General features: G+C 57.6%; 11 protein-coding genes and 1 rRNA gene. 2 read left to right on the plus strand and 10 right to left on the minus strand.

What is annotated here, in order from left to right:
• Window positions 1–71 (minus strand): 16S ribosomal RNA (locus AB1Z34_RS08830); the annotation flags it as partial.
• A gap of 696 nt (window positions 72–767) precedes the next feature.
• On the minus strand, window positions 768–2,045 hold the full coding sequence (locus AB1Z34_RS08835) for an MFS transporter (protein WP_070600948.1): 1,278 nt from the start codon (window positions 2,043–2,045) through the stop codon (window positions 768–770).
• A gap of 261 nt (window positions 2,046–2,306) precedes the next feature.
• Here AB1Z34_RS08835 and AB1Z34_RS08840 point away from each other — a divergent pair, with 261 nt between their 5' ends.
• Window positions 2,307–3,875 carry an NYN domain-containing protein gene (locus AB1Z34_RS08840; protein ID WP_367158223.1) on the plus strand — a complete coding sequence of 523 codons (1,569 nt, stop codon included), beginning with the start codon at window positions 2,307–2,309 and terminating at the stop codon, window positions 3,873–3,875.
• Between the two features lie 163 nt (window positions 3,876–4,038).
• On the opposite strand, the gene AB1Z34_RS08845 is transcribed toward AB1Z34_RS08840, so the two are convergent.
• Window positions 4,039–4,875, minus strand: a complete 837-nt coding sequence (locus tag AB1Z34_RS08845; RefSeq protein ID WP_367158224.1) for a PspA/IM30 family protein — start codon at window positions 4,873–4,875, stop codon at window positions 4,039–4,041.
• A gap of 161 nt (window positions 4,876–5,036) precedes the next feature.
• Between AB1Z34_RS08845 and AB1Z34_RS08850 the strand changes: the two genes are divergently transcribed.
• Entirely contained in the window at window positions 5,037–6,338 is a 1,302-nt protein-coding gene (locus AB1Z34_RS08850; RefSeq protein WP_367158225.1) for a serine hydrolase, read from the plus strand.
• Between the two features lie 104 nt (window positions 6,339–6,442).
• On the opposite strand, the gene trxA is transcribed toward AB1Z34_RS08850, so the two are convergent.
• The 7 genes from trxA to rpsF all read right to left on the minus strand — a co-directional run bounded on the left by trxA (window position 6,443) and on the right by rpsF (window position 13,099).
• The gene (gene trxA, locus AB1Z34_RS08855) at window positions 6,443–6,823 is read right to left on the minus strand and encodes a thioredoxin (protein ID WP_016421700.1); all 381 of its coding nucleotides are present in this window, start codon (window positions 6,821–6,823) and stop codon (window positions 6,443–6,445) included.
• A 142-nt stretch (window positions 6,824–6,965) separates the two neighbouring features.
• The gene (locus AB1Z34_RS08860) at window positions 6,966–7,814 is read right to left on the minus strand and encodes a fumarylacetoacetate hydrolase family protein (RefSeq protein WP_016421701.1); all 849 of its coding nucleotides are present in this window, start codon (window positions 7,812–7,814) and stop codon (window positions 6,966–6,968) included.
• A gap of 89 nt (window positions 7,815–7,903) precedes the next feature.
• On the minus strand, window positions 7,904–9,100 hold the full coding sequence (locus AB1Z34_RS08865) for an acyltransferase family protein (protein ID WP_367158226.1): 1,197 nt from the start codon (window positions 9,098–9,100) through the stop codon (window positions 7,904–7,906).
• A 142-nt stretch (window positions 9,101–9,242) separates the two neighbouring features.
• A complete protein-coding gene (dnaB, locus tag AB1Z34_RS08870; protein WP_049170075.1) occupies window positions 9,243–10,835 on the minus strand; it encodes a replicative DNA helicase in 1,593 nt (530 codons plus the stop codon).
• 735 nt (window positions 10,836–11,570) lie between these two features.
• A complete protein-coding gene (rplI, locus tag AB1Z34_RS08875; protein ID WP_005511982.1) occupies window positions 11,571–12,023 on the minus strand; it encodes a 50S ribosomal protein L9 in 453 nt (150 codons plus the stop codon).
• A gap of 100 nt (window positions 12,024–12,123) precedes the next feature.
• The gene (locus AB1Z34_RS08880) at window positions 12,124–12,690 is read right to left on the minus strand and encodes a single-stranded DNA-binding protein (protein ID WP_049170077.1); all 567 of its coding nucleotides are present in this window, start codon (window positions 12,688–12,690) and stop codon (window positions 12,124–12,126) included.
• Window positions 12,691–12,811: 121 nt separating this feature from the next.
• Entirely contained in the window at window positions 12,812–13,099 is a 288-nt protein-coding gene (gene rpsF / locus AB1Z34_RS08885) for a 30S ribosomal protein S6 (protein ID WP_005511978.1), read from the minus strand.
• Window positions 13,100–13,171: the final 72 nt, after the last annotated feature.

Consider the following 13,171-nt stretch of genomic DNA (forward strand, 5'->3'; position numbering starts at 1 on the left):
TACCGTTCGACTTGCATGTGTTAAGCACGCCGCCAGCGTTCGTCCTGAGCCAGGATCAAACCCTCCATCAAAAACCCTTCAAATCAGAAGAATCACAAAACAATGAAAGGCCCAAAAACCTGACAAAAACAGACAAACAACCACCACACACAAACTATGCATGCGGCCTGGCCGTTATCCAAAAATAAAACGTTCTCCCCTTCGAACCGACGAGGCCAAAAAAGAAGAGAACAACCATGATCTTTCCCACAAATGAAAAAACCACGCGAAAAGCACCCAAACAAAGGCGCCGCCACGCAATCCATCACCCGCAAGCACAAAAGGACCCAAAACAAACAAAGGCCCCCGGCACCCACCAGCAACACACACGCAAACGACAACCAAACAAGCACTTTCCCAAAAAAGTATTAGTTAGTACATCGGCACACTATTGAGTTCTCACACAACACACACCCACAAGCGTTTACCCCAAACCAGGGCAACCACCACGTGAGCAGCGAGAGAAAACATTAACAAACAATTAACCAGAAAGTCAAACCAACGACTCCCAGCGGCTAACCGCACGAAAACATTTCCCCCACATCAACCAACCAAACACATAAACTGCCTGGCCACGCTGACCTCCAAATACATTACACACATGCCCCTATTTAAGCGAATCCGCTGGTAGAACCTGGAAAACGAATCACTTTAGTTAACTCTGTACGCCAGATTTGAGCCTTCCTACGGCTCGGGCGCTACTTTTCAGCAACTCAGCAATCGACCAATTACTTAGTCAGAGCCGCCTTGTCACCTGCGAGTCGTCGCCAAGCAGTGGCAGACGCGACCCCCATCAGCGCACCCGCACCCAGAAACACGCTGCCTGCACCCATCGCGGTAGCACCCAAACCAGCAACCGGCGGCAGGATGACCTGCGCCAAGCGGTTACCCATCAGTCGGATGGATAGCGCCTGAGCGCGCACCTCGGCATCCACCAGGGAGCTCACCCACGTCATTGACATGGGCATGACAAAACCCCACGCCAAGCCACAGATACCAACTGCGACAACCATCAGCCACGCACTCTGTAGCCACGGCATTGCCAAAAGCGGCAGGACACCGGCACAAACTGCAATGATAAGGACTCGATTGCGATTAGCTCGGTGCAAAACAGTCGGCATGAGGGCTCGGGAAATAATCGCGAGGCCACTACGCGCACCAAGGATTACCGTCACCTCGGCAACACTAAAGCCCAGTTCGCGTCCCAGCACCGGCACATATGCCGTCAACAGGTCAATGGCTACGATGACCGCAATTGATACAGCCATGGCGCTGGACATGCCGTCGATACGCAGGATGCTTAAGACCGATGCGCCGCTGGCTTCGGCCTGCGCCGGCCGGCTCTCGTCCATCCGGCTGCGGTCGCTAACAGGCGACGCCGGGGATTGCTCAGTTGAGCTAGCAGCTTGCACTTCGGCGGCTGCATTCGCTTCGTGCCGTCGATAAGCAGTTGCGACCGGCCAGCCGATGATCAGGGCGACCGCGCCGATTCCCGTCATCACCCAGAGCGCGAAAGTTGTAGCGGTCATAGTGCTGCCGTCGTGGTTGGGAGTGAGCAGACCTGCACCGACAATGCCGAGGAACTGCCCGACGGAAATTCCGAGCGTGAAATAAGCAAAGAGGCTATCGAGCCCGGCGACGCCGCCACGCAGGTGCGAAACCATGCCTTGAGCGGCGATGAGCGTGGTCATGTGGGCAAAACCCAGGGCCACGTAGCCGAGCAGAAGAATAGGTAGGTTCGGCGAGAGCGCCATTACTGCTGCCGCGATGACGGTGGCGACGAGACCGGAGTACATGACTTCGGTGGCGCGATGACTGTCGACAAGCTTGCCGGCGGGAAGCGCAATAATAAGAGGTACAAGTGAAAATGCGGCAGTGAACCAGCCGACGGTGGCGGCGGAACCGCCAAAATCGAGGACTCGCCAAGAAAGCAGCACGCGACCGCCGTTGAAAACCGCTTGTCCCAACACAGTAATGAGAACCAATAGGCCGAACCAGCGTCTCATACCTGTTTGTAACTCCCCTTCTCCTGTGTGGTCGTACTCTTCGCGGGGCGATTTCTTTGCACGTCAATACCTAAATTGATCGGTGCCTTCTCGTCGACTCGCACTCCTGCCAACCCGCGAAGAGCGGTCAAAGTGATGCGGCTTATTAAGAATAGTCCCTGAAGTTAAACATGTTTAGCGCATAGAATGAATTATTCGGGCATCCTTGTCGATGTAACCGGTTTGCTTATTTAGTTAATAAAGAATCAGGAATTAGGAGCCATGCTTGAACGCACATTGGTGTTCGTCGATACGTCATATTTATTGGCGAGCTTTTACAACTCGTGGGAAACCGGAGCCCGCGGGCAATTAGAAATCGACCTTAGAGAAGTAGTTAGTGTCCTTGACCGAATGATTAACCAGCAGCTGAACCAGCCAGTTCAGCGGCAACTTTGGTACGACGGCATCCCGGAGTCGGGGCCGCATCGTTACCAGCGCTCACTGCGCACGATCGATGGTGTGCAGCTGCGCGCAGGTCAGCTCATTGAATGGGGTGACCGACGGACGCAGAAGGCCGTCGATACGCGACTCGTCGCAGACATGGTCGTCGCCGGCCTGCGCAACCAAGTTTCCGATATCGTGCTGGTCTCGGGCGATGCGGACATGCTGCCCGGCGTCGCTGAGGCTTCGGCTGCCGGTGTGCGTGTGCATCTCTACGGCTTCGGCTGGGACTCCATGTCCGGTGCACTTCGCCATGCCTGCGATTCGACGACAATCCTCGATCCCCGCGAGGACTTCGCCGACGCCATGCAGCTCAATGTCCTCGAAGGCCCAATCCCGCCGGTCGTCCGCACGAATAAGCCGCTGGGCGATGCCGAACCAATCGAAGATCTCGGCGCTACCTGCGTGCCGGATACGCGCATCACTCCTCCGGGCGAGGGCTCGCTTGACGACGGCACGGAGAACACTCCCTCCGCCGCCGACGGTGACGCTGCTTCGCCGGAGGCCGGAACTCCGGAGGTTCCGCAGGACCAGCGCGTTGTGCCATCCCCCACGGCTGACAGCGACTCCGACTGTCGCAGCGAAGACAATGCCGCAGCCACGCCGACGGCCAAGGCCGACTCGCCGAAGTTCAACGAGGTCGAGCACGCGGCCAAGATGGGTGCCCGGGAAATCCCGGCGCAGGCTGAGCACCGCGCTGAGGTAGAGCGCACCGGCGGTTCGGAAGCTACACGGGTGGATTCCGCTGCTTCGGGCGTTTCGGCTGCCTCGCCAACGCAGCAAACGCACCCAGCGCAGCCTTCTCCAGCGGCCATGCCCGGCGCGACAGTCAACACTGGTAGTGGGGCTGGTAACGACACTGCGAACAACAGCGGAGCCGAGAATGCAGGCGCGTCTGCCCCCGATTCCGCGTCGTCGACTGCAGTTGGCAGTGGGGGGTCGGCGACGGAGCCGTCGACAAGCGAAGACGGTGCCAACACGAGTACGCCGAAACCAAGCCCGCGGCCGAATCCTTCGATGATGGCGCCAAGGAGGAAGCTGCGTAGTCGATACGTGCCCCTGCCGAACGAGGTGTGGGCATCCGCGGGTTTTCAGACGCCGTTCGATGTGGGACAGCAGTACGCGAACTGGTGGTACGAGAATATTGCGAACGAGCAGGCGCGCGATAGTGCCCACTTGCTCTCTGGTGGTGGGCTGCCACCGGACATTGATCGTCCGCTGCTGCAGTTTGCGTGCGAAACCCTGCACGAATACACGCTGACGGAGACGCAGCGCGTCAATCTGCGCGATGGTTTCCACGCCGGTATCCGCGGAGTGCTGCTCGCGCGGAAGAACGGCGAATTGGAGTAATAGCGCGCCTCACGGATTCGGCAGTTTCGGTGGCTTCAGCACTGCTGGTGCGGCTGACGCGAGAAAGTGTCGGGGTTTATGTCAGTTTAGGGTGGTTTTTCCCGCTCAAACTGACATAAACCCCGACACTTTCTTGTTGGCGATTGTTGGCAACTGGTGAACGCTACTTCGCTTCGTCTGCGTCCGTTGTGGTGTCCTCGACAGCCTCGGCGGACTCGGCGGACTCCAGCTCGCCGGCGTTATCCTTCGCGGCAGAACCGGATTCGAGAGCAGCGTTTTCATTACTCATCTGGGCACGAATTTCGGCCAGACGCATGTCAGCAGCGGCATCGCGAGTCGAAGTCTCGATCTCAGCCATGCGACCTGCCTGTGAGGATTCCGCGAGCTCCTGAGCGCCCAACGCATTGGCGTAGCGGCCTTCAATCTTCTCACGGACCGAATCCAAAGTCGGCACATTCGGATCCTCGGAAATACCCTGCATGCTCAGGAGAGTCTTCGACGCGGTCTCTTGCATCTTGGCCTGATCGGCCTGCGACTCCAGCTTGCGGATATCCTGCTTAATCTGCTCGTAGCGAGCCTGCGACTGCTGTGCCTGACGCTGTGCCTCCTCAGCAGCAGATACGGCCTGCTGGTGGAGCTGCGTAGTATTTTCCAGCTCCTTTTCAACATTCACCAGCTGGGTGGCAAACACCTCAGCAGTGCTTTCCATCTTCTGTGCAGTGGCCTCATCGCCCTTGGCACGAGCTTGATCCGCATTGGCGAGTGCCTGCCGGGTGTTCTCGGTAATCTTGTCACGCTCAGAGGTCAACCGCCCCAGCTGCATTTCCAGCTGATTGCGGTTGCCGATGATAGCCGCAGCCTGACGCTGAATCTCCTGATGGCGCTGACGCTCGGCCTCAGCTGCCTGTGCAATCTGAACCTTAGGATCCGCATTGTCCTCGATCTTCTTATCGAACGAAGACATCATGTACTTCCAGCCCTTGGCAAATGGATTAGCCATGCAAATCCAACCTTCCTCAACATATGCGGAATAACTAATCGGAACCGAGAAGATTCCATCTCTTAAAAAATTGTACGTGAGCTAGCTCGCTCTCTCTCGGCAAACGGAAAGAGCTGGTTACCGACAAGCAAGACTCCCCCAGAGTTGTAAACTCTCTAAACATGGTTCATTGCCCTCAACGCGCGTACCGCGGACTTGCCGCGAGTCTCGCCGCGGTAATTACTCTGTCAGCAACTGCGCCGCTGGCTAACGCGACAGTCACCGCAACTGCTGACTCCACCGATACCGGTGCATTTTCGCAGGTAGTCGTAGCAGCTCCATCGTCAACGGAGCCGGCTAAGCCCTCCGACGCAAAAACCAAGAAGACCACCGAAAAGCCAACTGAAAAGGCTCCCGAGAAGAGCACAGGGCGAACCGCAGAGAAGTCGGCGGAACAGTCGGCTGAGAAGTCGGCAGAGAAAACCTCTTCACCGACATCGGAAACGTCCTCGACGGAGCCGTCGGAAAGCACTGTGAAAAGTGAGCCGAAGGAGTTTCCCCCACTTGTGCCAGGGGCGAAGACCCAGTGGGGCCTTGGCGTGCAAACTCGTCTCGACGAAGTGACCGAGAAGTTCGATGCTAAGGGCGGCATGCTCGGCATGGGCATTCTGGATCGCCAGACCGGTGAGTTCATCTGCAACTCACACTGTGATGATGTTTTTCGCCTTGCCAGCCTGATGAAGGTATTCGTCGCCGATGTTGTGGCCTATTCCAACTACACGCAGCCGAAGAAGGGCGAGATCGTCGCTGGCCAGGGTGATATGCCGGTTGAGGGCAATCCCGACGCCATGCTGCGCGACGACATGATTCGATACTCCAACAACGAAGCAACTGACGAGCTGTGGGATTCCTACGGCGGTGTACGAATCGTTGACAATGTCCGGCAGCGCTACGGTCTCTCGGATAAGACCGTCGGCTCGCCTATGTGGGGAGCCACCACCAGTACGCCAGCCGACATGGTCGCCTACTTTGACCGCATGCTGAGCGAAGAAGGCGGGCTGAGCGACACGGAGACCAAATACATGCGTCAGCTGATGTACTCACTGCCGCGCTACTCCTACGGCGATGCAGACCAGAACTTCGGTCTGCGTGCAGCGCTACCGAAGGAAACGATTGCCAACAAGTCCGGTTGGTACGAAGAGCAGCACACCACTGCCGGATTCCTTGGCGACGATGACCGTTACGCTATCGCGGTTCTGGGCAAAAACCTGACCGCCAACGAACTCACCGAAGCTGTCAAGCACGTGTTCCCAGACGGGCAGGTTCTGCCAACAGGTGAGAAGGAGACAAAGCACACCCGCACCAGCGCACCACTGTCGATTGAGGAGGACTCAAACAAAGTCGCTCCAGCCCTGTGGGCGCTAGTAGCAGCACTCGCTGGCTTTGGTATTGGCTGGCTCATTCGTGGCCAGCGCGCGGACTAGATACAAAAAGCCCCCGCGCGCTTGAGGGCTAGTTCAGGCGCGGGGGCTTACGCAGAAGTGCTCCAAGTCGGAAAACGCACAGTACGCTGGCTGAACCGCAGAGTTTACTCGGTAGCGCTATCCTGTGCAGCCTGCTCGGCAATCTGCGCACGGACATCATCCATGTTCAGCTCCGAAGCCTGGCCAACCAGATCGCTCAGGGCGGCCTCCGGCAGCACACCAGAGTGCTGGAAGAGCAGGATTCCCTCGCGGAAAACAAACAGCGTCGGAATCGACTGAATGCCCAGGGCTGCCGAAACCTCCTGGTTGGCATCGGTGTCCAGCTTTGCGAACACTACCTCTGAGTGCTTCTCGGAAGCCTTCTCATAAATCGGGGCGAACTGGCGGCACGGACCGCACCAGGATGCCCAGGCATCAACGAGCACAATGTCGTTGTTCTGAATGGTCTCGGCGAAAGTCTCGTTCGTAATATCAACAGTTGCCATGGGTCTAACTCCTCTTACTCTTTAACGTCGTGTTCTAACTTCACGTTCTTTACGTAGGTTTTTACCCGTTAGTCTCCCACAACGCACGCGGGGGTCGTTTCATTCCCGCCGGGTTCGCGGGAACGTCGTACAGCGGCGCGTGCTAGTGGTTGATGCGGACAGTGTTGGCCTGTTTACCCAGGCCATCGATGGTGATGACCATTTCCTGACCATCCTGAAGGTAGGTCTGCGGGCTCATGCCGTGGCCAACACCCGCCGGCGTTCCCGTGGAGATGACATCGCCCGGGTTTAGCTGCACGAACTGTGAGATGTAGGCGATCAACTTCGCCGGGGAGAAAACAAGGTCCGCAATCGGTGCATCCTGGCGCAGCTCTCCGTCGACGTATGTGCGCACCCGCGCGGAGTCCGCATCGAAAGCATCGGCCGTGAGCATCCACGGCCCGAAAGCACTGGCGCGCTGCAACGTCTTCCCCTGTAGCCACTGCGCGGTAGCGTACTGGAAATCGCGCTGAGTGAAGTCATTCATAATCGCGTACCCAGCGATAGCGTCCTGTGCCTGCTCCTCCGACACCCGCAGGCAGGTCTCGCCGACGATAACCGCGAGCTCGCCTTCGTAATCGAGCTTCTCCGCGCAGGCCTCCGGCACTCGGATATCATCCTTCGCACCGGCGACGGCATCAGCAAACTTCGCGAATAACGTTGGCACCTCGGGGCGCTGGTGCCCCATCTCGTCGATGTGCGCGGCATAGTTCAAGCCGACGCAGACGATTTTGCCCGGCCGCGTGATCAGCGGTGCGAACGCCCACGCGCTCTCCGCCATGACGTTGTCAGGGTTGTTCCCCGCCTCCGCCAAGAGTTCTTCCGCTTCACGACGCCACGTTGGCCGCGCTAACACATCTCCGAGACAGTGGTCATCAAAAAGGACCGCTACGCCGTCGCCGAGAACAGCGGCGCGGGTTGCACCCTGGTATCGCAACGTTGCTAGACGCATGGCTTTCTCATTTCTTCATGGCTATTCTCTGTGTCACTTCTGCCGCCTGATCGGCTCCCGGTTCCACGCTACCGCCTTGTTGAGCTGAATTAGGAAGCAGGTTCGCTCTTAGGCTGCCGCGGAGCCTCGCCTTCAGGCAGGGAAGAAGGATTCTGACTGCGCTGAAGGGCACGCTGCCCCGGCGTAGTCATGCGCACTACCCACGCAGGACGGACAAAGAGCCACCCGGCACCGATGGCAAGCAGCAACCTGTGCAGACCAAGACACAGCATCGCCGCAATGATAGTCACCAGCGGCGTCATGATGACTAAGTGTGGGTCCTTCGGCAGGATGAGGTCACAAATAATCATGACCACAACCAACATTGGAATGTGCATGAGGAAGATAGGCAGCGTTCGGCTGCCAACCTTTTCAAAAGGCACAACTAGGCGAGTGTTCTGCAGCATCGCCATGACATTGATTGCAGCCAGTGCGCCAGTGGTGGACAGGTACACGCGGGTGAAGCCGACGTTGCCTTCGTTAAAGCTCGAGTAGGTCGCCTGCACCCAGATTGCCACCGACAGGAACGCCGTCAGTGTCACTAGCAGTGAGAGGCCGCTGCGACGCTGTGCCATCCGGAAAATCCAGGGCGCACCGTACATGCCCAGCACGTAGAAGAACAGCATTTTGCTGACGAAGTCCCACGACCAGCTGGACGAGGCAAAAGGTGCCCATGCACTAATGAGGCCTGTAACGATGAGCTGAATCACCGGATGTACCCAGCGAAATGCTCGTGTGAGAATTGCAAACAGCGCCAGCGCCCACAGGAACCACAGGTAGGAAGTTGGTTCGATGATCGCGTGAAGCGTGTTGTAAATTCGCGGCCCCCACGCGCTGTGGTCTGTGATCGGCGGTGGAGACACTATGCCATCGGCATCCACGTGCGTATATGGCATGAGGAAAAGCACGAAGTCACGCAGTGGCACCCAAATCACGTAGAGATAGACCATCACCCAGATTCGGCGATTGGCTAACTTATGCCACGACTCCTTAAGTGCCTTGCCGGCGAACAGACCAGATAGCAGGAAAAACAGCGGCATACGGATTGGTCCGAGGAAGAAGTTAATCCCCGCCCACTGCGCCGTGTAGTAACCGTGCGCTTGCAGCTCTGTGATGGCATGGCCAAGCACAACTAAAAGAATGCACAGCCCCTTAGCCGCATCTACCCAACCGACGCGCTGTTTCGGCGCACTCTTCTGCCTTTTCGCTTTGGCCTCCGCTGCCACGGGAGCGGCAGTTGGTGACATAGTGCTTCCCCGCTTCCCGACGACTCCGCGTAACCCTCAAAACCTTCAAAACCATCAACGCACGAAAACTCGCCCCATTGACTGTCACTCACCTTACCTAGCCACCCGGATTGCACTAATTCTGGGTGGCTAGGCCAGGCACCTAGAGAGAACCGCTGGGCTCCTCCGCCAGGTTGGCGAACCTGGAGTAGTGCAGCTGGTGGGCCACGGCAATGCTTCCGGTCGGTCCACCACGGTGCTTTGCGACGATAATATCCGCCTCACCAGCACGTTCATGGTCAGCCTCCTGCGAGTCCGGCCGGTAAATCAGCATGACGATATCGGCATCCTGCTCCAGCGAACCCGACTCACGCAGGTCCGAGACCTGTGGCTTCTTATCTGTGCGGGCTTCCGGACCACGGTTCAGCTGCGAAATTGCAATCAGCGGTACCTCGAGCTCCTTCGCCAACAACTTGAGCTGACGGGAGAACTCCGAGACCTCTTGCTGCCTGGACTCGACTTTTTTACCCGAGCTCATCAGCTGCAGGTAGTCGACCACGATCATCTTCAGATCGTGCTTCTGCTTCAGCTGACGTGCCTTCGCGCGAATTTCCATCATGGTCAGGTTCGGCGAGTCATCAATAAACAGCGGAGCATCACGAATCTTGTCGCCGACCTCGACCAGCTTTGTCCAGTCCCGCTCATCCAGGTCACCGGAGCGCAAAGATGCCATGTTGATCTTCGCCTCTGCGGACATGATGCGCATCATGATTTCATTGCGCGACATTTCCAACGAGAAAATTGCGCTGGTCATGCCGTTGCGAATCGAGGCCGAACGCATGAAGTCCATCGCCAGCGTGGACTTACCCACACCCGGACGAGCCGCAATAATCACCATCTGACCTGGGTGAAGGCCGTTCGTCAGCTTGTCCAGGTTGGTAATCCCCGTCGGCACACCCTGCGCCAGACCGCCGTTTTGGGTAATAAGATCCAGTTCCTCCAGCGTGTCATCCAGGACATCGGCGATGGGAACGTAGTCATTCTTCGTGTTCTCACGTCCAACGCTGAAGATGAGCTGCTGCGCCTCATCCACCAGCTGCTCCGGCTCCGTGTCCTCCGCGCCCGCATAGCCGATCTGGGCGATCTTCGTGCCGGCCTCGACCAGGCGACGGATTGTCGCCTTCTCCGCAACAATGCGGGCATAGAACTGCGCATTCGCCGCCGTTGGAACCAGGGAGGCCAAGGTGTGCAGGTACAGCGGACCACCGATACGCTCCAGGTCTCCAGTTCGATCCAGACGACCTGCCAGCAAAATAGGGTCAATTTCCGAGGACTCACCGTAGAGGTGCAAAATCGCCGAGTAAATCGTCTGGTGCGCTGGCCGGTAGAAATCCTCCGGCGTCAGCTGCTCGTACACATCCGCAACGACCTCTGAGTTCAGCAGCATCGCGCCGAGCACACTCTGCTCCGCCTCGATATTGTGCGGCGGCGTGCGCTCAAAAGTCGCGCCCGCGACCGCACTCGCACGAGCGCCACGACCACGGTCTCGCTCCCAGTCCCGCGCCCCAGATCCGCTTGCCGACGATCCGTTGCCCGAGCTCTGAGAGAAGGAATACTCCTCCGGTGGCGCATCCTCTACCGGCGGTTCCGGGGGCAGCGGAACGTCATCGAAGGAATCATCGTGGGAATTTACCGAGTAGGAGGACGCCTCGTCCCCTGCTCCGGAATGACCACCATCACCTACAGGCTGACTCATCGTGAGCAGCTCCTCCCCTTCTGGACCACTTAGGTGCCTTTTCAACCCTGTTGCTGACTGACCGTCACACTCAATATGTCTGTTCCGACCGCCAGCACTGGACACCTGACTACCTACCGCAGTTATACCTGTTCGAGCGGATTGACGGACCTGTAAAAGTACCCTTGAAGGCCCCGGAAAACAATCTTCTACGGTGTTTATCCCCGAAGTTATCCACAGCACCTGTGGACAAGCCTGGGGAGAACATGTGCACAATCAAGAAAAGTCCAGGTGAACGGTCCGTAACCCTAAACCGCCGCTTGAATGTTAACGGGGGTAGCGGAGTTTCAACCCGGAAATATTCTATCTACGCAGGTCAGTGCGTATTTGCCTTAATTCTGCACAAATGTAATCCTCTGTTACCTCGTTAGCATCGATGCTGCTCATGCGGAGATTATTAACGATAAATTAATAAAAATCTCGCGCTCTCCAGAAAAGTTATCCACGGCAGCCAGGCAAGTTACCCACAGGTTTATCCACAGCAATCATCGTTAGCCTGTGGACAAGTCGTAGACGCTCTTTCCAACACCTGCGTAAAAGGCTTTAAACCAGCCTTAAACCACGAAAAGCCCCGACCTTTCACTACGAAAGATCAGAGCTTCACGTGTGCTGTTGTCATTGGGCCTCAGAGCCCGCGCAGTCTTTAAACGCGGTGCTCGTCAGCCGCCGTCAAAGTAAAAACTCTAAACCGCGAACTTACGCGGCGACGACCTGTACGGAAACATGCGCGGTAATCTGCGGGTGCAGCGCGATGTCAACGGTGTGCTTACCAAGGGACTTGATCTGGCTCGGAGCAAGCACGACTGCGCGCTTGTCGATAGCCTGACCGGAAGCCTTACGAACTGCATCGGCGATGTCACCCTTGGTGACAGAACCGAACAGCTTGCCATTTTCCGAAGCCTTCACAGCAACGGAGACGTTGTCGAGCGAATCAATCTTCTGCTTGACTTCACGTGCATGGTCGAGGTCGCGGATAGCGCGAGCCTCCTGGGCACGACGAATGCCCTCGATCTGCTTTTCTGCGCCGCGGGTGGCAACAATTGCCAGTCCGCGAGGAAGCAGGTAGTTACGTCCGTAGCCGGCCTTGACCTCAACGATGTCGCCTGCGACACCGAGCTTGTCAACGTCGGCGGTGAGGATCAGCTTCATGATCCCTGCCTTTCGCTGGATATGTCTTTAAAAGATTATGAGAATTGTGGATGCTAAATCTGCTGCAAACTAGTCACGTAGTGCCGTGGCTGCAAGGAGCTTAGAACGGAGGCTCATCGCCGCCGAAGCCGCCACCGGCCGGAGGAGCTGAGTTCCACGGATCTTCCGCAGGAGCTCCGCCACCAAAACCGCGATCGCCCTGTCCACCCTGGTTGCCCTGGTTTCCACCAAAGCCACCGCCGAAACCACCACCGGCATTTCCGCCCTGGCTGCGGTTGCCGCCGCCAAAGTTTCCACCGCCGTTGCGTGGAGTGCGCGTGACCTGAGCTCGAGCGAACTTCAGGGACGGGCCCACCTCATCGACCTCAACCTCAAAGACGGTACGACGCTCGCCCTCGCGGGTCTCGTAACTGCGCTGGCGCAGACGACCCTGGACGATGACGCGCATGCCCTTGGAGAGACTTTCGACAGCGTTCTCCGCCGCCTCACGCCACAGGCTGCAGGTGAGGAACATACCCTCGCCGTCAACCCACTGGCCATCTCGGTACACCCGCGGAGTCGACGCGACGCGGAAGTTCGCGACGGCGGTGCCGTTCTGGGTGTACTTAAGCTCCGGGTCAGCAACCAGGTTGCCAACCACTGTGATTTGTACGTCTCCCTGAGCCATGCTTCTTCTCCTCGGTTGTATTCTGTCGAGCTGATGATGGGGCTTTCGCCCGCTATCCTACGGCTTTCGCTTTACCGGTGTGCCCCATTCGAGCACTCTGGCTACGCAAATATGACGCAGATTAACGATCAACCCGCAGCACCTTGGTGCGCAGGATGCTGTCGTTCAGATTCAGACGACGGTCGAGTTCCAGCACGGTTGCGGACTCGCAGGTGAGGTCGACGACAACGTAGATGCCGTCTTCCTTCTTCTCGATCGGGTAGGCGAGGTGGCGCTTACCCCAGATGTCCACCTTCTCCACCTTGCCGTTCTCCTTGCGGACAACGTCGAGGTACTTCTCCAGGGACGGGCCTACGGTGCGCTCATCCTGAGACGGATCGATAATAATCATTACTTCGTAGTGACGCACGGACCTCATCACCTCCTATGGTCTAGTTCTTGTATTTCGGCTACACAGCGTGGTGCGCTGGCACTGTCTTTC

It is taken from the genome of Corynebacterium sp. 045007 (assembly GCF_040743205.1).
Classification (GTDB): Bacteria; Actinomycetota; Actinomycetes; order Mycobacteriales; family Mycobacteriaceae; genus Corynebacterium; species Corynebacterium jeikeium_D.